Origin of the sequence: Ureibacillus xyleni (assembly GCF_900217795.1) — a bacterium.
GTDB lineage: Bacteria > Bacillota > Bacilli > Bacillales_A > Planococcaceae > Ureibacillus > Ureibacillus xyleni.
Window position 1 is genome coordinate 44,688 of record NZ_OBMQ01000008.1, and the last position, 24,205, is coordinate 68,892.

Annotated in this window: 27 protein-coding genes and 1 pseudogene; 21 read left to right on the forward strand and 7 right to left on the reverse strand. The window is 35.1% G+C overall.

The window, feature by feature from the left end; translation table 11 throughout:
* The first annotated feature begins 235 nt into the window (after positions 1-235).
* The 4 genes from CRO00_RS12350 (at position 236) to CRO00_RS12365 (ending at position 4,554) form a co-directional block, all read left to right on the forward strand.
* Positions 236-1,444: a GGDEF domain-containing protein gene (locus tag CRO00_RS12350; RefSeq protein WP_097073986.1), complete on the forward strand. Its 1,209-nt coding sequence runs from the start codon at positions 236-238 to the stop codon at positions 1,442-1,444.
* A 112-nt stretch (positions 1,445-1,556) separates the two neighbouring features.
* The gene (locus CRO00_RS12355) at positions 1,557-2,516 is read left to right on the forward strand and encodes a thymidylate synthase (RefSeq protein WP_097073987.1); all 960 of its coding nucleotides are present in this window, start codon (positions 1,557-1,559) and stop codon (positions 2,514-2,516) included.
* A gap of 95 nt (positions 2,517-2,611) precedes the next feature.
* A complete protein-coding gene (locus CRO00_RS12360) occupies positions 2,612-3,280 on the forward strand; it encodes a protein kinase family protein (RefSeq protein WP_097073988.1) in 669 nt (222 codons plus the stop codon).
* A gap of 161 nt (positions 3,281-3,441) precedes the next feature.
* Positions 3,442-4,554: a GGDEF domain-containing protein gene (locus CRO00_RS12365; RefSeq protein WP_097073989.1), complete on the forward strand. Its 1,113-nt coding sequence runs from the start codon at positions 3,442-3,444 to the stop codon at positions 4,552-4,554.
* Between the two features lie 20 nt (positions 4,555-4,574).
* Here CRO00_RS12365 and CRO00_RS12370 read toward each other — a convergent pair whose 3' ends face one another.
* Positions 4,575-5,336 carry a hypothetical protein gene (locus CRO00_RS12370; RefSeq protein ID WP_097073990.1) on the reverse strand — a complete coding sequence of 254 codons (762 nt, stop codon included), beginning with the start codon at positions 5,334-5,336 and terminating at the stop codon, positions 4,575-4,577.
* Between the two features lie 298 nt (positions 5,337-5,634).
* On the opposite strand from CRO00_RS12370, the gene CRO00_RS12375 reads away from it, so the two are divergent.
* The 5 genes from CRO00_RS12375 to CRO00_RS12395 all read left to right on the forward strand — a co-directional run bounded on the left by CRO00_RS12375 (position 5,635) and on the right by CRO00_RS12395 (position 8,840).
* A complete protein-coding gene (locus tag CRO00_RS12375; RefSeq protein ID WP_202615671.1) occupies positions 5,635-6,423 on the forward strand; it encodes a 4-hydroxy-tetrahydrodipicolinate reductase in 789 nt (262 codons plus the stop codon).
* A gap of 449 nt (positions 6,424-6,872) precedes the next feature.
* Positions 6,873-7,346: a dihydrofolate reductase gene (locus CRO00_RS12380; RefSeq protein ID WP_097073991.1), complete on the forward strand. Its 474-nt coding sequence runs from the start codon at positions 6,873-6,875 to the stop codon at positions 7,344-7,346.
* 349 nt (positions 7,347-7,695) lie between these two features.
* Positions 7,696-8,148: a MarR family winged helix-turn-helix transcriptional regulator gene (locus tag CRO00_RS12385; protein ID WP_097073992.1), complete on the forward strand. Its 453-nt coding sequence runs from the start codon at positions 7,696-7,698 to the stop codon at positions 8,146-8,148.
* A complete protein-coding gene (locus tag CRO00_RS12390) occupies positions 8,138-8,452 on the forward strand; it encodes a hypothetical protein (RefSeq protein ID WP_097073993.1) in 315 nt (104 codons plus the stop codon). The genes CRO00_RS12385 and CRO00_RS12390 overlap by 11 nt, the downstream gene beginning before the upstream one ends.
* Positions 8,453-8,465: 13 nt before the next feature.
* The gene (locus CRO00_RS12395; RefSeq protein ID WP_097073994.1) at positions 8,466-8,840 is read left to right on the forward strand and encodes a class I SAM-dependent methyltransferase; all 375 of its coding nucleotides are present in this window, start codon (positions 8,466-8,468) and stop codon (positions 8,838-8,840) included.
* 477 nt (positions 8,841-9,317) lie between these two features.
* Here the strand turns inward: CRO00_RS12395 and CRO00_RS12400 are convergent, their stop codons facing one another.
* Positions 9,318-10,295 carry a DUF5050 domain-containing protein gene (locus CRO00_RS12400; protein WP_161946681.1) on the reverse strand — a complete coding sequence of 326 codons (978 nt, stop codon included), beginning with the start codon at positions 10,293-10,295 and terminating at the stop codon, positions 9,318-9,320.
* Between the two features lie 135 nt (positions 10,296-10,430).
* Here CRO00_RS12400 and CRO00_RS12405 point away from each other — a divergent pair, with 135 nt between their 5' ends.
* The 4 genes from CRO00_RS12405 (at position 10,431) to CRO00_RS12420 (ending at position 14,781) form a co-directional block, all read left to right on the forward strand.
* Positions 10,431-10,949 carry an NfeD family membrane protein gene (locus tag CRO00_RS12405; protein ID WP_337189418.1) on the forward strand — a complete coding sequence of 173 codons (519 nt, stop codon included), beginning with the start codon at positions 10,431-10,433 and terminating at the stop codon, positions 10,947-10,949.
* A gap of 12 nt (positions 10,950-10,961) precedes the next feature.
* The gene (locus CRO00_RS12410; RefSeq protein ID WP_097073997.1) at positions 10,962-12,470 is read left to right on the forward strand and encodes a flotillin family protein; all 1,509 of its coding nucleotides are present in this window, start codon (positions 10,962-10,964) and stop codon (positions 12,468-12,470) included.
* 149 nt (positions 12,471-12,619) lie between these two features.
* A complete protein-coding gene (locus CRO00_RS12415; RefSeq protein ID WP_097073998.1) occupies positions 12,620-13,861 on the forward strand; it encodes a DUF4153 domain-containing protein in 1,242 nt (413 codons plus the stop codon).
* A gap of 113 nt (positions 13,862-13,974) precedes the next feature.
* Positions 13,975-14,781, forward strand: coding sequence for an aldo/keto reductase (locus tag CRO00_RS12420; RefSeq protein WP_097073999.1), 807 nt, complete (start codon positions 13,975-13,977; stop codon positions 14,779-14,781).
* A gap of 61 nt (positions 14,782-14,842) precedes the next feature.
* Here the strand turns inward: CRO00_RS12420 and CRO00_RS12425 are convergent, their stop codons facing one another.
* Positions 14,843-15,685 carry a 3D domain-containing protein gene (locus CRO00_RS12425; RefSeq protein ID WP_097074000.1) on the reverse strand — a complete coding sequence of 281 codons (843 nt, stop codon included), beginning with the start codon at positions 15,683-15,685 and terminating at the stop codon, positions 14,843-14,845.
* Positions 15,686-16,080: 395 nt separating this feature from the next.
* On the opposite strand from CRO00_RS12425, the gene CRO00_RS12430 reads away from it, so the two are divergent.
* Positions 16,081-16,266, forward strand: a complete 186-nt coding sequence (locus CRO00_RS12430; protein ID WP_237658411.1) for a hypothetical protein — start codon at positions 16,081-16,083, stop codon at positions 16,264-16,266.
* 93 nt (positions 16,267-16,359) lie between these two features.
* Here the strand turns inward: CRO00_RS12430 and CRO00_RS12435 are convergent, their stop codons facing one another.
* The 3 genes from CRO00_RS12435 to trhA form a co-directional block, all read right to left on the reverse strand.
* Complete coding sequence (locus tag CRO00_RS12435; RefSeq protein WP_141396967.1) at positions 16,360-16,743, reverse strand: hypothetical protein; 384 nt, start codon at positions 16,741-16,743, stop codon at positions 16,360-16,362.
* Positions 16,744-16,921: 178 nt separating this feature from the next.
* The gene (locus tag CRO00_RS12440) at positions 16,922-17,485 is read right to left on the reverse strand and encodes a Uma2 family endonuclease (RefSeq protein ID WP_097074002.1); all 564 of its coding nucleotides are present in this window, start codon (positions 17,483-17,485) and stop codon (positions 16,922-16,924) included.
* An 86-nt stretch (positions 17,486-17,571) separates the two neighbouring features.
* A complete protein-coding gene (gene trhA / locus CRO00_RS12445; RefSeq protein ID WP_097074003.1) occupies positions 17,572-18,213 on the reverse strand; it encodes a PAQR family membrane homeostasis protein TrhA in 642 nt (213 codons plus the stop codon).
* A 161-nt stretch (positions 18,214-18,374) separates the two neighbouring features.
* Between trhA and CRO00_RS12450 the strand changes: the two genes are divergently transcribed.
* From CRO00_RS12450 to CRO00_RS12475, 6 genes and pseudogenes are all read left to right on the forward strand, one after another.
* Positions 18,375-19,217, forward strand: a complete 843-nt coding sequence (locus CRO00_RS12450) for a DegV family protein (protein ID WP_097074004.1) — start codon at positions 18,375-18,377, stop codon at positions 19,215-19,217.
* Positions 19,218-19,761: 544 nt separating this feature from the next.
* The gene (locus CRO00_RS12455; protein WP_097074005.1) at positions 19,762-20,229 is read left to right on the forward strand and encodes a GNAT family N-acetyltransferase; all 468 of its coding nucleotides are present in this window, start codon (positions 19,762-19,764) and stop codon (positions 20,227-20,229) included.
* Positions 20,230-20,305: 76 nt separating this feature from the next.
* Positions 20,306-20,486, forward strand: a pseudogene (locus tag CRO00_RS20470) (DUF6366 family protein).
* A complete protein-coding gene (locus CRO00_RS12465) occupies positions 20,487-20,840 on the forward strand; it encodes a hypothetical protein (RefSeq protein WP_097074006.1) in 354 nt (117 codons plus the stop codon).
* A gap of 312 nt (positions 20,841-21,152) precedes the next feature.
* Positions 21,153-21,377 (forward strand): hypothetical protein, encoded by a 225-nt coding sequence (locus CRO00_RS12470; RefSeq protein ID WP_097074007.1) that lies wholly within the window; start codon positions 21,153-21,155, stop codon positions 21,375-21,377.
* A gap of 723 nt (positions 21,378-22,100) precedes the next feature.
* Positions 22,101-22,664 carry a hypothetical protein gene (locus tag CRO00_RS12475; RefSeq protein WP_097074008.1) on the forward strand — a complete coding sequence of 188 codons (564 nt, stop codon included), beginning with the start codon at positions 22,101-22,103 and terminating at the stop codon, positions 22,662-22,664.
* Positions 22,665-22,886: 222 nt separating this feature from the next.
* Here CRO00_RS12475 and CRO00_RS12480 read toward each other — a convergent pair whose 3' ends face one another.
* Complete coding sequence (locus CRO00_RS12480) at positions 22,887-23,318, reverse strand: hypothetical protein (RefSeq protein ID WP_141396969.1); 432 nt, start codon at positions 23,316-23,318, stop codon at positions 22,887-22,889.
* Between the two features lie 190 nt (positions 23,319-23,508).
* Here CRO00_RS12480 and CRO00_RS12485 point away from each other — a divergent pair, with 190 nt between their 5' ends.
* Positions 23,509-24,171 carry a hypothetical protein gene (locus tag CRO00_RS12485; protein WP_141396970.1) on the forward strand — a complete coding sequence of 221 codons (663 nt, stop codon included), beginning with the start codon at positions 23,509-23,511 and terminating at the stop codon, positions 24,169-24,171.
* Positions 24,172-24,205: the final 34 nt, after the last annotated feature.

The window sequence follows — 24,205 nt, forward strand, 5'->3', positions numbered from 1 at the left end:
TGTATGATGATTTAGACACATTTGACTAAAGGCGCTGCTTAGCCAAGATATTACAAGCAGCGCCTTTGTTTATGCCTCAACATAGGACTTTTGTCGCTCTAATTTTAAACTACATAAGTTCTATTTTCTTGGAATTGTACATATAAATAAGTATAAAGTTCGTAAGTGTATTAAATGTAAAATTAACCATTTTCTGTTAATATGAACTTAGGTGGTTTTTCTTACTTGCAAAAAAATGGGGTGTTTGGAAGTGGATGTGCTCGACAATGAAACGTTATTAATCCGTACAGAAGTGATTAAGCAAAATCTTCAAAAAATCAGCTTATTAAACAAAATTTTCACTATTGTCATAGTGGTATTATTTGGATTGACGAATGTCCTTTCGAATATTCCAATATTAAATTCAGATAAACTGCTGCAATTAAGCCTTTTGCATTACGTTTTATTCATCATTTTTAACCTGTTGATCTTTTTTATTCTGGATATTCGAAAAATAAAAATCACGAAAGATAATATCAATAAAATCGAACTTTTCATTAACCTATATGTCACATTATTTATCACCATTGGGGCAATTGTTTCAATGAGAGAGCAAGAAATTTATAATCCATTACTGATTTATACAATCATCTTATTTACGTGTAGTTCCTTCCTCGTTTTAACAGTAAAGCAAGTTTTGATTCCGTTAGTTATTTCAACATGTGTACTTCTCATCGGTCTTTATTTACAACGTGGTTTTGACCAGACGTTTATTTTACAATTGATCTATATTTCATCGATCATCCCAATCGCGGTCATCATTTCGCAATCCTTTACCTATTCATTTAAACGCTCGATACAATTTCAAATTGAAATGGTTCGGGAGGCTCAAATTTCAAGAGGTTTAACAAAAAAACTACGCGAAGTAAATCGGAAACTCGAATTGCAATCGTTGTTAGATCCGCTAACAAGTTTGTATAATCGCCGAGCATACAATCAGCATTTAAAGGATTTGCAAACGAAATTAAAAGAGTCTTCTTTTAAATTATCCGTTATTATGATTGATGTAGATTGCTTTAAACTATATAACGATACGTATGGACATGCAGAAGGGGATAAAGCATTAGTCAAAATCGCAAATGTTTTAAATGACCTTGCAGATGAGCATTGTTGCTTTGCCACTCGCTGGGGTGGAGAAGAGTTTGCTTTGCTCCTTTACAATGTGTCCGAAAATTGTGCCAACGAAATTTGTCATAAAGTAAAAACAAGAGTGCAGCAGTTAAAAATCGACCATTGTACATCTCATATTTCGGATGTTGTGTCAGTTAGTATTGGCGCGAGTACGAAACACATTTCAGAACCGGATGATATACTCAGTTGCGTCAAACAGGCCGATGATGCGCTTTATTATGTAAAGGAACACGGCAGAAACAATTTTGAACATCGACTTAATTTAAATGTGTGAAAAGGATGTCCCATCAATGATGAGGGAGATCCTTTTTATTTTTCTCACTTGAGAGGGGAATGAAAATAAGGTAGGCTTAACTAATGTAGAGGTTTTTCATGGGAGGATACAAATGAATCAAGTAGATTTAGAATATCAAAAATTAGGTCAAATGATTTTAAATAAAGGGATTGAAAAGGGAGATCGTACGGGTACGGGAACAATTAGTATGTTCGGTTCACAATTACGATTCGATTTGAAAAAAGAAGGGTTTCCGCTTCTTACCACAAAACGGGTAGCCTTTCGTTTAATCGTGAGCGAATTATTATGGTTTTTAAAAGGCGATACAAATCTTCGCTATTTATTGCAAAACAATAATCATATTTGGGACGAGTGGGGTTTCCAAAAATGGGTAGAGTCCGATGATTATCACGGGCCGGATATGACAAACTTTGGGCTACGTTCTCAAAAGGACCCGGAGTTTAACGAACTGTACCAAGAACAATTAAAAATTTATCAAGATAAAGTTTTATCGGATGATGACTTTGCGAAAAACTACGGCGATTTAGGGGAAGTGTACGGAAAGCAATGGCGTAGTTGGGAAGGCGCAGATGGCAAAGTGTATGATCAAATTCAATACATAATCGACGAAATTAAACGAAATCCCGATTCTCGCCGTCTAATTTGTTCAAGTTGGTCCATTTCATCTTTAGAACAACAGCAGCTACCACCTTGTCATTATGCATTTCAATTTTATGTCGCAGAAGGAAAGCTTAGCTGCATGTTCTCTATGCGCAGTGTCGATTATTTCCTAGGATTACCATATAACATTTCAAGTTACGCATTACTTACATATTTACTGGCACATGAATGTGGTTTAGATGTAGGCGAGTTAATTTTCACGGGAGCAGATACGCATATTTACTTGAATCATTTAGAGCAAGTAAAAGAACAACTATCCCGTGAACCACGTGCATTACCAACATTAAAATTAAATCCTGACAAACAATCGATTTTTGATTTTGAAATTGAGGACATTGTACTAGAAGGCTATGACCCACATCCAGCTATTAAGGCACCTGTCGCAGTGTAAAAAAAGGGGCAGCTAGTATTGACGACTAGTTGCCTTTTTCACAAAATCATCTTTTAGTCGTGTGAATCATAAATTCTAAAAAAGGGAGAGATGATATGAACGACTGGGAGATTGCAATGGATTCTCTTTCTAAAATAACGATTACAGCCAATTCAAAAAATCAGCCTGTCACAATTAGTGGAATGGCAGACGACTTAATCTGCATCGGTGTTGGGACAGACGCGGCCGTATTTCAATCACCACATGCACCTAAATATGCCTTTAAAAAATTTGCGGAAGATAAAAAAGAGAAAGTACCCATAGAAGCCATGGTATATGAACGTTTAGGAGACTCCCCTTACTTCTCAACGAGTTTTCATTCCTACGACGATATCCTCGTTTTAAGTTACGAAGAAGGGCACACCCTATACGATTGCATACTTCAAGGGATTCACATTCCCGAACAAATCATACTCGATGTGGAACAGGCAAGGGAATATGTTCGAAGTAAAGGACTTAATCCCCGCGATATTCATTTGAAAAATATATTACTGCAAAATGGAAGGGCGAAACTGATTGATGTCTCGGAGTATATCCAACCCGGGAACGATTTTCGATGGGAGCATTTAAAAAAAGGCTATGAACTGTACTATCATTTAATCGATGGCAAACCAGTGCCGTATTGGTTGGCGGAAACGGTTCGGAAATGGTATAACCAACGTAAAAATTATTTTTCATTTGAGGAATTTTCAAAAATAGTATCGAATTTATTATACAAAAAATAATATTCAGGGGCGATTCATTACGAAGGCGCCTCTCTTTTTTTGATAAATTTAAAGAATCTTTCGACTAAAATACAATCTCGAGTTTACTTTTTTATTACGGAGCATTATGATTTAAAAGTATAACATAATAATTTCGGAGTCAGCATGGGGTGTTAGAAAAGATGAAATTTAAAGGCAGAATAACAACAATTACGCTTGTCCTCATTACAAACTGTCTTTATATCTCGTATTATTTTATAAGAGATGGATACATAGAAGTATTCGAATTTTTTGGTTTGCCAATCGTGCTAATCTTAGCATGGTGGTACGGAAAGCAGTATGACAAGCTAAAACACTTAGAAGAAAAAGAGCAATTGAAAAGTAAAGAACTTCAAAATAGTAACAAGTTATTTAAAGCACTTTTTGATAATGCTCCAATTGGCATTGCTCTTATTGATAAAGATGGTAGACCACTGCTTGCAAATAATAAATTACAACATATGTTGGGATATACTGAAGACGAACTTTGTGCTAAAACGTTTAACGACTTTTCTCACCCGGACGACTCTGTAGAAAATATGAATCTTTTAAAGGATTTGCTAGACGGAAAAATTGATCATTATGTACTGGAAAAACGATATTTCCACAAAAATGGTCAAGTCATTTGGGGAAGTGTAACGTCAGCGTTATATCCAAACCTACTTAACGATTCTACATATGTCATCGGGATGGTTGATGATATCACAGAACGAAAACAAGCTGAACAGAAATTAAATGAAGCTTATCAAACACTGCAGTACTTATCGAATCAAGACGGGTTAACAGGGATTGCAAACCGTCGTTATTTTGATCAATGCTTGCAAAATGAATTTTCACAAGAAATTCCACTTTCCATCATTATGGTAGATATTGACTATTTCAAACAATATAACGATTCTTATGGCCATTTAGAAGGCGATGAATGTTTAAAATTGGTAGCAAAAACTTTTGAAAAAACAATCGATCCTTCCAACGATTTAGTTGCAAGATTTGGCGGAGAAGAGTTTATTATTTTATTACCTAACACGGATATGGAAAAGGCTTCGGTCATTGCGAAAAAGTTACAAGTAGCAGTGGAAAACCTACAAATCCCTCATATAGGCTCTCCCATTCATAACTATTTGACCGTCAGTATAGGAATTTCTACAAAAGAAAAAAATTCCACTATTGATAGCTTATTATTGGAAGCAGATCAAGCACTCTATCAGGCGAAACAAAATTCGCGCAATCGCATTGAAATGTATTGTAACCCGTAGAAAATGTTCTACGGGTCTTTTTAATTGATTTTAAATAACGACTTTGTCCAAACTTCCGTTGAAGATGGATGGTTACTTTCAAAAAGTGCATACCTTTCAGAAAATGGAAGAAGCTCTTGATTAATAAAGGGTTTTAATGATTTTGGACAGGCATTAATTAAAATGGAATTCTTCTTTAATGATGCAATTTGTTTTAAAAAATCAGGTTTCGTTTGTGGCAACTCGCTCCACATTTTCACCCAAACTTTATCCCGAAGCTCGCGGTAATAATTGTTTAAGTTCTTTTGATGAATATGATACAGCGAAGTTTGAAAATTGACGGCATTCATAATAATAATCCGGTAAAGAAGTTGCTCTTCTATAACATCAAACAACTGTAATTGTTGTATGAGGGACTCGATATTGCGTTCGATTTTTTTTCCCATTTGACCTTGTGCAGGGGCAATCGGTATTAGCTTTTCCGGATTGTTGTCATATTCGTCTATGTGAGGAGATTCTAAAATGATTACAATCGATTTGTTTTTTTCTTTTGCGCGGATTGGTTCATCATGACAAAGTTCAATGGTAACCTCTGATCCAGCAAAACTAGCATTAAAACGCATGACATTTCGTACTTGTTTATTATTTTTGAAAAATGACCGCTTGAGTACTAGACTTTGTTGATCAACATTAAGATATTTACTATTACTATTCACCAAGTCTTCGTATACAATTCTACTAATTTCTGTTTTGATAGGGGATCCTTCGAGTTGAATCGACGGTTTTTGTGCAACCAATACCATGTTTCGATCACGTCCTTTGCTATAAAGATGCTGCGAATGAGTCTATTAATTATATATATTAAAATTTTTGTAAAAATATGAGTAATGATGGAAAATTAATTACTCTATTTTCAAGGGTACAAATTATGGGTTATTAATAGAATATTTCGATTAATACGAGCAATTCCTTGTAGGTGAAAAATATTTATGTTACAGTTTTTTTAGATAAAATACTATTTTAGTAATTTTACCCACAATTTAGTAGGTGGAATTTAGTATTTTCTATCTATTCATTAGATAAAAGGAAGGGGTTTTTTTATTGATTAAAATTGGACTATTTGGTTTTGGACAAACAGGAAGTGTCGTTGCTGGTGAAATTATCCGTGATTCACAGTGTAAATTAGAGTGGGTGATTCGACAATCTCCTAAAAATAGCAGTGACTATGCAAGTCTATTACTAGGATTCGAACATCTAGAAGGTAAAATCGTTCATATTAGAGATGTGAATTTTGACCAATTTTTTAAGGAAAACCAAGTGGATGTGATCATTGATTTTTCTTCATCCTCTTCCGTAAGTGTATACAGTAGTGCTGTTAAGTATGGATGTAAAATTGTTTCTGCTATTTCAAATTATGAAACGAAAGATATTAACCAATTGAAACAATTGAGTCAAGAAGCAGCAGTATTATATTCCCCTAATATTACCGTTGGGATTAACTTTTTAATGGAAGCCTCCAAGTTACTACAAAAAATCGCCCCACATGCAGATATTGAAATCATTGAAGAGCATTTTAGAGGGAAAAAGGATGTATCTGGTACTGCGCTCCGCATTGCAGAACAACTTGGTCTTGATAAATCTGAGCACGTAAACTCGATTAGAGTGGGTGGAATTGTTGGAAAACATGAAGTAGTCTTTGGATTACCAAATCAAACTATTCGAATCATTCACGAATCACATAATCGAGCAGCTTTTGGCCAAGGAGCAATATATGCAGCAAAATGGATTATGGGAAAAGAAAAAGGATTATACAGTATGGAACAAGCTTTGTCTCTCATGATGAATGCTCCAAATGATGAAATCCAATCCGAACCAGTTGCCCCACTATAACATCATTCATTTGAGCCAATTCCATAAAGGCAAGTTAAAAAATAATAATAAATATGAAATTGACTCAATTAAATGAACAAATAAAGGTGACTCAAATGTAGGGCACTGAAAAAGTCGATTTTAATAAATTTTTATAATAAAAATACGCTCAGATCTTTTAGGAAGTGGGATTCACGAAGACTCCTACGGGAACAGCTTGAGCTGAAGACCCCGCAGGAGCTTGCGACGAGGAGGCTGAAGCCAAGCCCGTGGAAAGCGAAGTGAATCCCACCTTCTATTTAGAAGCAAATAATTACTATAAATTTTTATCGGTATTTAGTTTTTCAGTGGCTTCCTCAAATGTTGGGTCACCTTTTATTCACCTTTAAAATGTAAATGGATGGAGTTTTTTCTATTTATTTAGGTTAAAATGAAGAAAAAAATGCTTACAAGAAATTAGGAGAGATAACATGATTTCACTCATTGTGGCCCATGACAAAAACCGAGTAATTGGGTATGAAAATAAAATGCCATGGTATTTACCAGGGGAGTTAAAATACTTTAAAGATCAAACGATGGGCAAGCCGATGATTATGGGCAGAAAAACCTTTGATTCCATAGGCCGACCATTACCAGGAAGAAGAAATATCGTCATTACAAGAAATACCGATTATCAACACGAGGGAATTGAAGTTGCGGCGTCCTTAGATGAAGCATTAAAGATGGCAGGGGATGTTCCTGAAATTATGATTATCGGTGGGGAACAGATTTTTAAAATCGCTCTTGAAATGGCGGACCGTTTATACATTACAAAAATCAACAATGAATTCCCTGGCGACACTTATTTTCCACAATACGGCACTGAATGGAAGCTGCTCTCCGAAAGCGAGCCGGTTGAAACGCCAGACGGATATACATTTACTTATTGTATTTATGAAAGATAAAGAGGAACTGTCCAGAAAGTAAATTCTTCTGGACAGTTTTTAATCTATTCAATTTCAACGGTACTTGATGGAAAACAAATAGAATCGAATTGTACTTTTGAACAAAATATACGATGTGAGTATCTAGTAATCGTGAAATACCTCATGTACATCCAATTTGGTGTCATTATATTATCGATGAAATAAATAGTTTTAACACCTCGAAAAATAGTTCGCTTGCTTCAATAGATTGGGAAGAAATATTCTTAATAAGTCTCCTGTTGACTGAATAGTTATTGTCCTTTACAATGTGTGTATGATACAACAATTGTATAATACATTATAAAATAAAGGTGACGGTGATGAAAAATTGAATAGAGAAGAAATTCTAGAACTACGCAATACAGTTCAAAAGTTTGTTCGATTATTTGGGTTGCTTGAGCAAAATGTAACTCCCTGTGGTTTTAACTTGTCTCCCTCTCAAGTATTTGCTCTACAAGAACTAGAGAATAAAACGTTAACCATTGGCGAATTGGCGAATCTATTATTTCTAGAACGAAGTACGGTGAGCCGTTTGGTAGATTCCCTTGTGAAAGGTGGTTTTGTTAACAGACTTTTAAACGAAGCAAACCGTCGTGAAGTTTTGGTGTCATTGACAGAAAAAGGTGGAAGTTCGTTGAATCAAGTAAGAGAACAATCAATCCAATATTACGCTTCTATTTTGAATGGTGTTTCAGAAGATTATCAGCATCAAATTCTAAGTGGATTCAAAATATTTAATGATGCTTTATCAAAAAAAAGGAGCGAACAAAATGAATTTTAAAACTAAGCAAGCCACGACTTCTATATCTTCTGTTGTCTTTTCCTTGCTTGCTACTTCTCATCATTGGATTCATATGGGGATTCTTATGTTATTAGGTAGCAGTACGGATATGATGGCTACTATGTCGGGGGCTATCTGGGTACGACGTTTTATGATTTTGATGACTTTTGTTACAGCAATTTTCTCTATATATCGTTTGTTCAAGCACCGTTGTAAAGAACTTTGGATGATTGCTCTAACTGTAGTTGCCGTTTTAGTATCAATATTTTTTATTTATTCTACGCTTACAAACTTTGGCTGGTAAGGAGGACAAACTATTGCACTTTCACAAAGATTTATCATATGTAGGTTGGGAAGAAGTCAAACGGAGACAATTAGAGCGAGTTCCATTAGTTGACGAGTGGATTAAACTTGTAAATATGAAAAAAGGAGAAACTGTTCTTGATATTGGTACTGGACCAGGCGTGTTTACTTTGCAATATGCCAATTTTGTTGGAGAAGACGGTAAAATTTATGCATTAGATCAATCAAAGGAGGCACTTGATTTTTTTCTAAAAGAAATGGGGGAAAAGAAAAATAACATTATGCCAATTTGTAGAAATGCTGAAACATCATTGGACAATGTGGGAAATGTTGATATTGTCATGATTACTGATGTTCTTCATCACGCAGATTCTCCAATTGATTTATGATGAACGTCTATAAACATATTAATGGTGATGTGCGGGTTTAATAGCTGAGTTCGACACGTATTCTGAATGTAGAATAGGTCCACCATTACAGAACAGAATTTCAAAAGAAGACATTAAAAAGTTAGCAAAGTCCATTGGTTTCCAAGTTGTAAAGGATGGAAAACAAGATTATGAACATTACTATATATTATTAATGAAGTAAAAGAGACGTCTTCGTTTCATACATAGGGTTTCCACAACAGTTTTTTTATCTGTGAAAGTAAGATTTTATGAAGAAAACGTTTTTATAAAACCGCAACTTAAAATATGCTAGATAAAACTCCATTTTGATTAATCATTTTTCAAAATGGAGTTTTTGCATTTGCGATTGAAAATGATAGAATAGCATCTTTTAACTCAGCTAAATTTCAAACCAACATCTGTGGTGATAAAGCAAGTTGTCTACATACAGGATGAAAAATACCGTACCCCATGATCTTATTTCAACGGTATTTGATGGAAAACAAATCGAATCGGATCATATTTTTGAACAACAGAATAAAATACGCCATTTGAGTATCCAGTAAACGTGAAGGATCCACGAGCACTTCCGATACTCTTTAAATCTTTTCCACTTGTCGTCATTCGATACATATATCTTATGTCATTTCGTGTATTATCGATGAAATAAATGTTTTTGGCACCTACAAAGAAGGCACCACTTGATTCAATAGGAGAAATTCGCTTCAAATTTTTGCCACTATAGTCCATTTTGTAAATATATCTGTCGTAAATACCTTGAGTTTTATGAACAACCGCATAGATAAACCCACCATCTACAACTAGTGAATCCACATTTGCAACGTTTTTAATTAATATGGTTTCTTTTGATGGGTTACTCAGTTTGATTTTCGAGAAATTAACATTACCTGCTTCATACAGCGAACCGCCACTTGTTTCATAAACAAAATATAACCAACCATTATTTATTGTAAATTCATTAATATAGCCTTTTGGTTTGAATAGAAATTTATTCTCTTTTCCATTCACCTTCATTTGGTAAAGGCCTTTTTCACGTTTGTAATAATAAATATAGTTCCCATCGATGGCAATATCACTACTATCAATTTCTGGGTACTCTCGAATAACCGAGCCGTCCAAAGCAATTTGTTGAAGCACATTTTCATCAAAACTAAATGTGATGATGCTATTGCCATAAGTATAAATATTGTTGAAATTTCCATCACGAATCAGTTTTTGGCTTTTTAAATCTCTACTCAGTTTATAAATTCCCGCTTCCATCCCTGGGAACTGGTCAAAGGAATTGACAAAATAAAGATTCCCGTCTTTTTCAGCAAAGGTATTAATATAATTACTATCTTTTAAAACCGTGCTGCCTTTCGCTTTTGCTTCTGTATCGTTTGGAATCACAATACAAGAGATGAATAATGCTAGAATTAAAATCCACTTTTTCATTGTTGCTCCCTCCATTTCCATAACCACATTTTACCACCAAATAATGTTTTGTGGAAAATTTCTAAATATTTCGAAACCAAAACTAATCTCGTTCGTATATAGATTAAGGACTTGGAAATGGAGGTGAAATTTGTAGTGGCGTCAATTTATTTAACCGTCATGATTGTTGCGGGATGTGTAACCATTATTTATCTCTTATTCTCTGAAATTTTTGATGGAGTGTTTGAGGGAATACCCTTTATCGACCCTGCCGTCATTCTCTCCTTTTTAACAATTGGTTCTGCAGCAGGGTTTTTGCTTGAAAAGTTTACCTCATTATCCACTCTGTTTACATTTATTCTCGCTAGTATGATTTCAGCAGGAATTAGTGCACTTATTTATTTTTTCTTACTCGTTCCCATTCGATCGGCGGAAAGTTCGCTCGCATATACAGAAGAATCCCTTTGTGGTCAGGTAGGCAGAGTGATTGTTCCCATACCGGTAGATGGCTTTGGTGAAGTGGTCATTGAATCTGTCAACGGCATCATTACAAAACGTGCAACGGGTTTCGACAATGAAGCCATCGATTATGACGAGGAAGTGTTAATCATTGAAGCAAAAGAAGGCACCATCTATGTAAAAAAATATGAAGCCATTCAATTTAATTTAAAGTAGGGGGAGTTTTTCATGTTAACGACGATTATTGTGATAGGAATTGTTGTCTTTGTACTGGCGGCAATTGTTGCGGTGTACATTGCCAAATACAAAACGGTAGGACCCGATGAAGCGTTAATTGTAACAGGTAGTTTTTTAGGATCAAAAAATGTTCATTCCGATGAATCAGGAAACAAAATTAAAATCATTCGTGGTGGCGGGACGTTCGTATTCCCAGTATTCCAACAATCCGAGCCACTAAGTCTATTATCTAGCAAACTAGAAGTCACAACGCCAGAAGTTTATACAGAGCAAGGGGTTCCCGTTATGGCTGATGGAACAGCAATCATCAAAATTGGTGGGTCCATCTCTGAAATTGCGACAGCTGCCGAGCAATTTTTAGGGAAAAACAAATCCGAGCTTGAAAATGAAGCAAAAGAAGTATTAGAAGGTCACCTCCGTTCAATTTTAGGTTCCATGACAGTGGAAGAAATTTATAAAAACCGCGATAAATTCTCTCAAGAAGTGCAACGTGTCGCATCTCAAGACTTAGCGAAAATGGGGTTAATGATTGTATCCTTCACAATTAAAGATGTTCGTGATAAAAACGGCTATCTTGAGTCATTAGGGAAACCACGAATTGCCCAAGTAAAACGAGATGCAGATATTGCGACAGCTGAGGCAGAGAAGGAAACACGAATTAAAAAAGCAGAAGCCGAAAAAGAAGCACAAAAAGCAGAACTTCAACGTGCCACAGAAATCGCAGAAGCCGAAAAAGAAAACCAATTAAAAATCGCCGAATACAAACTCGAGCAAGACCGAGCAAAGGCACGTGCCGACCAAGCCTATGAACTCGAATCAGCAAAAGCCAAACAAGAAGTAACCGAACAAGAAATGCAAGTCAAAATCATTGAGCGTCAAAAGCAAATTGAATTAGAAGAAAAAGAGATTTTACGTCGTGAGAAACAATACGATTCTGAAGTAAAGAAAAAAGCCGATGCAGACCGTTACGCCATTGAACAAAATGCAGCCGCAGTAAAAATGAAAGAACTTGCGCAAGCCGATGCAGAGAAATACCGAATTGAAGCATTAGCCAAAGCCGAAGCTGAAAAAGTCCGCCTAGATGGTCTAGCAAAAGCCGATTCCGAACGTGCACAAGGGGAAACAGAAGCAGAAATCATCCGTCTAAAAGGTCTTGCAGAAGCCGAGGCAAAACGCAAAATTGCTGAAGCCTTTGAGCAATATGGTCAAGCGGCTGTCCTTGATATGATCGTCCGCATGATGCCACAATACGCAAAAGAAATCGCAAGCCCATTATCGAACATCGACAAAATTACCGTTGTCGATACTGGTGGAGGGGAAGGCGGCGGCGCAAACCGTGTCACTGGATATGCAACAAACTTAATGTCCTCCCTACAAGAAACATTAAAAGCATCTTCTGGCATTGATGTAAAAGATTTATTAGAAAGCTTTGTCGGGAAACAACAGCCGATTGAAGTGAAGCAAATTGCAGAAGAAAAACAAGAAGAACAATTAGTGTAAAAATAAAGTAGTACAGACCAATCATATGGTTTGTGCTACTTTTTTATTTCGCTAAAAAATAAAAATATAATTTAACTTAACAAAAATTTATTGTAAAACGATAAATAATGAATTAAAATCATATTATATTTTAAATTGGAGGTAGAACGATGGATATCAATAATGTGGTGGCTGAAAATATTGATAACCCTCATGATCTGGAGAGAATGTATCGAAAAGATCCTCAAGCTTTTAAAAAGTCATTCGCTCACGCATGGGAACAACATCCTAATTCCGAGGTTCTTCGCGTTTGGTATGCGAGATTACATTTTAAGGAGACACCTGAAAAATCCCCCTTGCTTCAAAAAGGTTTTTTATTCATGGGCATGTTAGCCATTCTAGCCGGGGTGTGCACGAGGATTATTTTCCATTTTGTCGAACAGGAAGCAATTGCGCCAATTAACCTAGCTTTTGGGGTCATTCCCTTTATTGCTGCTTATTTTGTTTACAAGAAGACGCCGAAAAAAAGCGTTATTTATACTTTAGTAGCCTTATTCCTAATTTCCGGAGTTTATCTAAATACGCTGCCATTAAATTATAGTGATAGTATTGTCCTTGCTTATTTACACTTTCCTATCTTTTTATGGGTAGTGGTAGGGCTTGCATTTACAGGAAATGACTATTCATTAGGCAGTTCAAGGTTAGCCTACATTAAATTTAATTTGGAATATGGCATTCTCTACGCAAGCATGGCTGTTAGCGGAATGGTGCTCGCATTATTAACCTTACAATTATTTAGCTTTGTTGGCTTGGATATAGAGAACTTTTATTTTAGCAATGTCGTGTTATTTGGTGCTGCTGCTCTCGCTATTGTGGCTGCATACCTCGTATCAATGAATCTTAAATTGGCCAAAAACATTACACCCTATTTAGCGAAAATTTTTAGTCCACTAGTTCTTGTCACATTGGTGGTCTATCTGATAACGGTAATATGGGTCGGAAAAAATCCATTCTTAGATCGCGATTTCCTATTAGCATTTAATGGAATACTTCTGGGAGTACTAGTCGTTACCATCTTTTCCATTACCGAGAGCGATTCTGATAGGAAGAAGAACATCTCAGATTATATAAATGTTGCTTTAATTGGTCTTGCACTTATCATTGACAGTGTAGCCTTGTCAGCCATCGTATTTAGGCTTTCTTCTTATGGAATTACGCCGAATCGACTTGCTGTTTTAGGAGTGAACATCCTGATTTGGGCTAATCTCATTTGGATTATGTTCTCCTATATACGTTTTCTACAAAACAAATCTGGCCCTTCCACGATCCAAGATGCCGTAACGAAATATTTGCCGGTTTACGGACTTTGGGCAGCTTTCGTAATTTTTACTTTCCCTATAATTTTTAATTAGGAAATAGAAAATGCATTAAAAAATGGAGTAATGCTTTTTCTTTAAGAGTTATTCCATATTTTGTTATGATGTACTCAGTAAGTAATTCATGTATATAGGGGAGTGCAGAAAAGATGGAATACATTACACTGAATAACGGGATAAAAATGCCGATTGTTGGTACAGGGACAAATACGTATGGAAAAGAAAATAACGACTATAATGGTGCGTTAACAAATGAAATTCCTGAACTATTATCAGCACTTGAGTTAGGTTATCGATCAATAGACGCAGCGATTATGTATAGAAATGAAGAGCTTGTTGGACGAGGTTTAGCAGAAAGCACAGTGCCTCGAGAAGAGTTATTCATTACGACAAAAGTTCCAGCGAGCGAAGAATATATTTCTTCAAAAGATGCGACTCGAGCAGCAATCGATAATAGTCTAAAAAACTTCCAAACAGACTATTTAGACTTGCTTCTTATTCACTTCCCGATTGAAGACAAAGAGCAGCTGAAAAACACGTGGGAAGTCTTTGAGGAATATTATGAGGCAGGCAAACTAAAGGCAATCGGGGTTTCAAACTTTGGAAAACATCATCTAGATGAATTGAAAGAATTCGCGAAAGTGAAACCAGCTGTGAATCAAATCCAAATTAACTTAAAAGAACGGAACACTGATCTTCTTGGTATATTAAAAGACGAGGGCATTACACCTGTTGCATGGGGACCTATGAAAGCGGAAGCTCATCAGTATGAAGTTTTGACTGAAATCGGTAAAGCCTATAATAAGTCTGGTGCTCAAGTCTTATTAAAATATCAAATACAGCGCGGGGTGGTCGTTATTCCGAAATCACACAATCCTGAAAATCAAAGAGCGAATCTAGATCTTTTCGATTTCGAATTAACTGCAGCAGATATAGAAAAAATAGAAAATCTATAACTAAACTACAAATAAAATTGAGAGCTTCCCCGAATCGAGAGGAAGCTCTTTTTATAAATTGCTAGTCTAATATTTTGACTTCTACTTGTTTTACCCCGAAATTAATTGCCTCTTGTTTTGTTGGAACAAAGACATCGATGCGTTTGCCTTTAATGGAACCACCAGTATCCCCTGCGATCGCTTCTCCATAGCCTTCCACATATACTTTACTGCCTAGTGGAATAACAGTTGGGTCAACTGAGATGACTTTTGCATCTGGGTTATCTTTCAGGTTAATGCCAGTAGAGGTAATCCCTGAACACCCATCACACGAAGCAGTATAAGCTGTAGCCTCCACTGTGATTTCCTTTGAATCTGCTTTGACTTCAGTATCTGCTTTATTTGTTGCGGGAGCAGGTGCCTTTGTTTCTACATTATTGATTACCGGAGTAGTTGGCTCAATACCTGCTTTACTTGTTGATGGAACTGTTACATTAGGTGTTCTTTCCTTTGATTTTGATGCTACAGGTTTCACCGGATTTTCAGTTAAAGTTGTACTATTAGTCTTCAACCCTTCAAAAATAACTAGTTTTAAACCAGGTTGAATAAGATCTTTATGTAATTGGTTCCATTCTTTAATTTGCGAAACGTTCACTTGATGATCTCGGGCGATGTCCCATAATGTGTCACCATTTTTAACAGTATAGTGTTTTTCCGAGACAATCGTTAGGACATCTCCTGGGTGTATAAGGTCTGTAGTAAGGTGATTGAACTTTTGGATATTTTCCACCGTCGTATGATTCGCACGAGATAAATCCCAAAGCGTATCTCCTTTTTCTACTGTAATCGTTGCCGCTTGTGCAGTAGTACCTAAAGTTATTGAGAGTACCGCTACTGGTACCATTGAAATCATTTTTTTAAACATCTTTTCTGCCTCCATATTCTGTGGTGCTATTCTTTTATTATCCTAACATAGAAAATCTTGAGAAAAAGAACAGGAGGATGTTAATTCCATTACTTCCATGGCGATTATATTTCAATCACATGTCTTTGTTGCAAGGTATAGATAATTGTTACGTTTAAATCATTCATTGATTCAAAAGGATTCTATTCTTATTAATGAAACTAGATTTTTAGGAAACTATATAGATTTTTACGTAGGTTGAATGGGGGATGCTATTTTAATTAACTTGTAGAGACAGACCGATGCTAAAGTTTGTGCTACTTTTTCCTGTAAATATTTGACTATGCAGGATAAATGTTCTATAAGAGGAAGAGCGTGTCCAATACTTAGAAATCATTGAGCAGGAAACGAAGCGATTGTCAGCACTCACGAAGCAGTTAATATTACTCAGTTCACTGGATCAAAAGAATTTACCCATTGAGAAAAAAACATTTTCACTAGATCAGCAGCTGAAGGAACTGTTATTTGCGAAACGGTGGGAGCTAGATGATAAGCAGATGGAACTTGATTGCATTTTGCAAGACATAACGGAGAATTTATGATTGAAAGTGAGTTAGGAAAAGGTACCACTGTTACAGTGAGGTTAGGGGAAGATTGAACACTTCAAGGATAGGGGCTAATGACATTCATAGTCCCTATTTTTCTTTGCCTAAAAACGACACTCTACAAGAGCAATTTTTGTCTATTAACTGCATCGGATTCTCTATTGTTAAGAAACTTTCTATTATAAGTTTAATTTTTTCTATTATGCCATCCGAATTTTTCATTATTTTTAAAATTTCTATTATTACAGCAATTTTTTCTATTAATCCCACGAAATTTTCTATTAACCGGTCGATTTTTTCTATTATCTCATCCGAAATTTCTATTATTTCTAAAATTTCTATTATTACAGCGATTTTTTCTAATAACTGCACGAAATTTTCTATTAATAGGGTGATTTTTTCTATTATCCCTTCCAAATTTTCTATTTTTGATAAACTTTCTATTATGAGAGCGATTTTTTCTATTAACTGCACGAAATTTTCTATTAATAGGGCCATTTTTTCTATTATCTCTAATAAATTTTCTATTATTAAGAAACTTTACTGCGAAAAAGCTGCAAAATTAAAAATCCTAAATTGGTCAAATTATGACTTATTAGGATTTTACTTATTTATCGCATTATTTGTTGCCATAACGAATAGATATTAACTCCTACTCAAAACAACTCTCTGCCTCAACAGCAAAGCCATCTATGACAGAGGAATAAGCTATTCCAGTTTCCTTTAACACGGTTGTTTGTACATAGTGGCCATCTTCGTTCAAAAGATAAACTTGAATAATGTTTAACAATGGGTTGACGATCCAATATTCCTTCACGCAATACTGCATGTACAGGTTTAATTTCACAACCAAGTCATGGGATTGATTTGAAGGCGAGACAATTTCAATAATTAAAGTAGGAACACCGATGTATCTTTGTTCCCCAAGGCCGGATTTATCACAAATGACAGAAATATCGGGAATGACAACCAATGCACCCTCTATTTTATCGGTCTTTAATTCTATATCAAACGGAGCAGAAAACACTTCACATGATCGCCCATCTAACAAATGAAATAATTGGGAGGACAATCTCATGAATATCCGTTGATGCTTGGTTGAAGGAGAAGGTGACATATACACCATTCCGTCGATGTATTCCCATAATCCATCATTTGACTCTCTAAATTCATAGTATTCTTCCAGTGTCATGCGATTTTCATTTGAAATTGTCATCTTCTCCCTTCACTTGATTATGTGTTATTATCCAGCCACATAAAAAAAGCAAGAACACTTCAAAATGAAATGTCCTGCTTTTCTCTCTATAAGTAAATAGCCACACACGCGACCATACATGCACATCCTGCGATGACAAATAAATGCCAAATCGCGTGATTATAAGGTAACTTTCGCCAAGCGTAAAAGATAGCTCCAAAAGTAAATAATAAACCTCCTGCAAGCAACACCGTAAACCCGTCAAATTGTAAAAATTCATATAACGGTTTTATGGCAAAAATGATTAACCAGCCCATTGCAATGTATAAAATCAATGACAATGTTTCAAAACGGTCAATAAAGAAACATTTAAACACAATGCCAAACAGGGCGATTCCCCAAATAATACAAAGTAAAACGATTCCTAACACACCATCAATGGCAATCATTAAAAATGGCGTATACGTGCCGGCAATTAACACGTAAATGGATGAATGATCTAAAATCGAGAAAAAACGTTTATATTTTTCGGGCATACTATGCAATAGTGTGGACATTAAAAACAGTAATACAAGGGATGCGCCAAAAACGGAATAGGATACGATTTCAACTGGACTTCCTGATTGAACCCCAATGAGTATAAGGGCAATACAAGCTGGGATACTTAATAATAATCCGATTCCATGGGTAATGGCATTCCAAAGTTCTTCTTTCCAATTTTTATAGTCAAAAGCTTGATCATTTTTCATATTTCTCACTCCTAATGCTTTCACTATAGCGAAAAAACATTTTGGCAAACACTATCATTTGTCACATTTTAACCGTTTTAAATGTAAGATTACATTTGTCATGTTTACAGTAAGTAATCGGTTACATATAATTATCTTAAGCTATAAAAGGATGTGTCAACTTGGGACGAATTCATATTGTTACAGATTCAACTTGTGATTTATCAACAGAAGAATTAATGGAACATGACATTAAAGTCGTACCATTAACGATTCAAATTGACGGACAAACATATGTAGACGGGAAAGATTTACAACCCGAATCATTTTTACATTTAATGAAAAACTCAAAAGAATTACCAAAAAGTTCTCAGCCTGCACCGGGTAAGTTCAAAGAGGTATATGACGAGCTTGGCAAAAATGGCGACCAAATCATCTCCATTCATATGACAAGTGGCATGAGTGGTACATATGATTCCGCAAGACAAGCTGCAGAAATGACCGACTCAGACGTAACCGTAATCGATTCAAGATATATTGCCGTTGCATTAGCCATCCAAATTCGTGAAGCCATCAAACTTCGCGATCAAGGTGCAACAGTTGAGCAAATCGTGGCGCGTTTAGATGAAGTGAGAAAAAATACACGCTTATTCGTTGTAGTAGATACACTAGAAAATCTCATCAAAGGCGGCCGCATCGGAAAAGGTAAGGGAATGATTGGTTCGTTATTAAATATCAAACCAATCGCAACATTAGATGACGGTTCCTACACGCCAATTTCAAAAGCACGGAGCCACAAACAAGTCGTAAAATATTTATACGAACAATTTTTAGAAGATACAAAAGGCAAAACAGTAAAAGCAGTCGGCATCTCCCACGCAGACGGGCTCGCAACTTTAGGCAACCCACTAATCGACTTAGTCAAATCATCAGGTTTTAACGATGTCGAAGTGAAATTCACTTCCCCAATCATTAGCACCCACACAGGTCCGGGGGCAATTGGATTTATTTATTTTGCGGAGTAGATAATAAAATAAAAGTGTCAATGTTGTGTACCCCCAACTTAGTTCGTTCACGTACAACTTAGTCCATCCGCAGAAAAAACAACCGAAAAAACGTCAGCGCAAAGTGTCAGATTCCTTATACCACAAGGGATTGGCACTTTTTTTGCGTTAAAAATAGGGAGGAACTATGTTGTCTGCAATTTTGAAGGGTTGGAAGAAAGAGGGGGGAAATGGGCAAATGGGGAAGAACTAAGTTGTATTTTTGGAATAGTTGGAAAGTAGATTGAGAGTAGATGGGGCAAGGGTTTGGGGGTGTCGGTTGAGGGAAAGATTGGCAAACCAACCAAGATGTCGCTACCAATTCAAGTTACCATGGCAACGTCATTAGTGTGAAAGTAAATTAACTGATACGAGATCTGCATTTTGCTGAATAAATATCAATTATTCGATTGGTCAATTATACGATTTTCTAGTATTGTTAAATAAAGGAAGTCTAATTATCAGCTTTATGTTTGTATAAATATTAACTGGTATGAATAATTATGATAATGGGAGGAGATTGATAATGATAATAAATTCTGCAATATTATCCGATGCACCAGTAATTCATGATTTAATGATTAAGGCATTTACGGAATACAAGAATGATATCCCACCATCAAGTGCTTTAGAAGAAACTGTTCAGTCAGTATCAGATTCTTTTGAAAAAGAAGAAAAAGCATTAATTGCTTATGAAGATAATCAACCAGTTGGAATGGTGCGATTTCAGCTAAAAGACGAGGGTTTGTATTTTTATCGTTTGTCAGTTATTCCCGAAAAGCAAGGTAAAGGCATTGCAAAAATGATATTAAAATCTTTAGAGGATTATGCAAATGAAATCGGAGTTCCTACAATACTATGTAAAGTTAGGATGATGGTAGTTAAGAATATACAGCTTTATAGTTCGATTGGTTATCATGTTTATGATGAAGAGATTGTGCATAAATCAAACGGTATAAATATTAAAGTTATTTCTATGAAAAAAGAACTTTAATTTTTCAAGTAACGAGGGCGATTGCTTAACAAGAGCAGTCGCTTTTTTCAAATGAAGATTAATCGAGGTCTGTTCATTGAACAAGGATAAAGAAACTCCCGAAGCAAGAAGAGAACGATTTAGACAAGAAGAATCAAAGAGGAATTCATGGTGGAGGACTTCAAGATGTGATTGGGGATTTAGGTTGGAAAGGTGCAGGAATACTCATTCTTTTAATAATAGTTGGTATCGTAATCTATTTAGCATTTTTCAATTAAATGGCAGGTCGGCGTAATAAAATTATAGTGGAAGTTGTTGAGAGACTTGGAAATGAGGTGAATCCAGTGGATAATGTTAAATGGATCAATGGAAGCTATAAAGAGGATAATCGTATTTTTGATTCGGAGTTTGAAGTGAAAAAATGGGCAGATGCTTTATATCCAGACTTTGTTGCTTATTTAGGTAATAAAAATAATGTAGGATATGCAACACCTGATGAAAAGGTAATTAAATATTTAGCATCTCTTTTACCTCAATGGGCAGTTTATAACAATTTGCAAATCGGTGTCTGTACAGGGAAAACAAAAATAAACGGTCAAATCATCTATAAAATTTGGACAGTAAAATTATAATTGTTTTTCACTAACGAAGGCATTTCTGGAATAACGGAAACGCCTTTTTTTATTTAATTAGATTACAGAGAAGTTTAGTAAGGTATTTGGATTATTATGGTAATATTGTTGGTAAGGGGGGTTAATACCATGGGGTTCCAAAGACAAAGGAAACTTAAAGATTGGATTCTTTTCATAATCATTTCGTTTATTTGTGTGTTTGGTTTAACATACAAAATAAACCTAAATAACGTTCCCAAATGCCACATAGGGAATGTTATTTTGGTTATTAATTGTATAATTATCGCTTAAATAATTTCGAGGAGGTTGTTTATGAAAATAACAGAAGACTACGGCAAAGTGAAGATAGATGACTTTGAATTTTATGGTGAAATTAAAGATGAAAAATGTTCTAAATGCAAGTTTAATTTAGTATATTACGATGATTTTGATTCTTATTTTTGTCCTAAATGTAATAGTTGGACTGAATCAAAATGTAGTGACCCTACTTGCAAATATTGCTCTATTCGACCAGACACTCCTTTAACTCGCAAATAGTGAAATTAAACTCCCCTGAAAGAACGTAATCATCTTTTATTTTCTTTGAATATTGTCTATACAGATTTTTATGTAAATATATAAACAGGGCTACGATAATACTTTTCAAGATTATGTAGAGTGTGATTTCTGAATAAAAACCTGTATATTTAATTGAAAAAACGCTCTTCAACAAAACCAGCTAATAGTAACTTATCGGTTATTCAATTAAAGGGCCATTAATTCAACCGACATAAAAGAGCATCGTACTCACAGTTAACCCGTTCAGTTGTCTGGTACAAAAAGAGAATTATACACAGAAATAGACTACCGATTAACATACTAATTGGTAGTCTATTTTTTATTGATATATAAGAATTCCCAATGAATTCACAGCATTTTTAACACAACAATTAGCAATTAAATTAGCAATGTAACAATAGTTGTTGTTATATAGTAAAAACATGCTAATTAGGATGTTAATTAATATGTTAAAACAGATGTTAAATTTACCTACTCAACGACTTTGAATAGCATATAGGGCGTATTCATCGGAAAGTATAGTCTATAAACGAAAGCGATGTATGAAAATGTTCGAAACATATCTGTCTTTCACATTAACATGAAACTTTTTTGGAATGTTTGAAAAATAGTTGTATAGTATAAATGGATGTTAAAATTTGGCTAATTCAGCTAAGAGGAGTTGTTCACTTAAATATATATTAAATTAAATGGAGGTGTATTATGGAACGAAAAAATATGATGATTAAAAAGATAGTAATTTATGGTCTTCTACTTATTACAACATTATCAACTTACCTTAGTTATCATCTATATAAGGAAAATCAATATTTTAAGATTGGAATGGGGGCAGAATATCATGCTACAGTTGTAAAAACTTTAAATCGAATTAATGAAAATGATATTAGCTTTTGGGTTGAAACTTTAAAAAGCGAAGAAGATGGCGATGTTCTTTTAGAACGTTATATTGATAATCTGAATGAACTTGTTAAGGGATATGATAGGATGAATGCTAATGTTGGCATTATCGGAATACAGATAAAACACCTTACAGAGCATTATCGTGAGTTAGAAAGTAATTTAGATGAAGGAAAGGATATTGAAATTTATAAGGAAGAAATCAGTATGAACATTAAATTTATAAGAGATGTTCTAACGCAAGTTCAATCGGATTTAGGTCATGATAAAAGTGAAATACTATGGTACACAGAACTGTCAAATGATGAAACAAAGACAGCAAATTATATATGGAAAGAATTTAAAAACTTCGAGAAGGAAAGTAAATGATGATTTTATCTAATAAGGGATTTTGTTGAATATTCGAATAAAAAGGACTTAGTTTACTTAATGAACTAAGTCCTTTTTTCTGTTAAAAGTTATGCTAATTACTGTATCAATTATAGTGATAATGTTCTTGTCAATATTATGCTATTTCGAATGCTATTTTGTATGTTTGTACTACTGAACTGAACGGGTTATACTCACAGTACCAATGCTCTTTCATTGCTTTTATTCAGTTATTCTTAATCCCTCGTACTCATTCTCCTCCTCCTGCTGTTCGAAATACCATAAAGAACGCTCGTACAATTCATCCTCAGTCATTTTAAAAAGAGGAGAGTCGAGAATGCAGTAATCCTCCTCCTCTTGGTCTTCCAGAGGCTTTTCCAGGTTTTCCTCGAACATTTCCCATGGATATTCACCAAGCTCTTCCTCCGCCCTCTCCTCTTGGTCTTCCAGAGGCTTTTCCAGGTTTTCCTCGAACATTTCCCATGGATATTCACCAAGCTCTTCCTCCGCCATTTGTGCAAGTTTGTCGGGATGCATTTTCATGATTGAAACTTCACGTACATTGACCACTTCATTCGCTTTTTTCTCGCCCAATGCCCTCGTTAAATTCTCGCAGAAGTTTAACTGTCTTTTCAGCTTTTCTAAGCGTTTCATTATCGAAATGTGGGATGGCTAAGGTTGAGATCATTCAACGAGGGGCAAGAGAATTAAAGACAACATCTTAGATAAATAGATTTACAATAGTAATTGTTACATCAGTTTAAGAAAATAACCATTTAGGCGATATAAAAAGTAAAGGATTACTGGAAAAAAAAGTTAATATAAAAGCGGAAGGTTGATGGAGATGTTTCAAGCAATAGGTTCCTATGACAATACAAAGATTTGGCAAGGTAAAGATGTAAGTAAAATTTCAAATTCCACTATCCAAAATACTCTTGTAGAGAATGAAGAAGTTGTAGAAAAATCAAATACTGTATTAGTAAATGGTGTTGAGTATAATGCTGAGGATGTTGAACGTTGGGATGTCTATATCAAAAATTTGCATCCGACTTTTATTGCCTTTGGGATTGTTGCAACTGAGGGTTTCGGAACGGATATTATTCCAGCAGGTTCGACATCCATTCATTTCTATGAATTTTGTTCAATGCTTGAAAGTGGAGAAGTGATTAGCAACGACAATGTTAGAAATGGTGAAGATAACTATGAAAATGCACATTGGAAAGAACGTTTGAAATTAGCGACTTTTGATAATGGGAAAAGTGATACCAAAAAAAGTGAAGATATCTTGGGGATTATTAATCGATGTTATGAACTTGGCATGATGACTGCAAATAATAGTTTAATTTTGCCAGAAGAGTTATCTAATATCCGTATGAAAAAGAGGTATGATGAACAACGCTCCTTATTAACTAAACCGAGTTTGCAAAATTTTAAAGAGCAGAGTAAAGATATTGAACAACTATATAAATCAACACGAGTTCTAAATGCCTATCGAAATTCAATTTGATAATTGTAGCTATATCGTGGAAAAAGTGATTGGA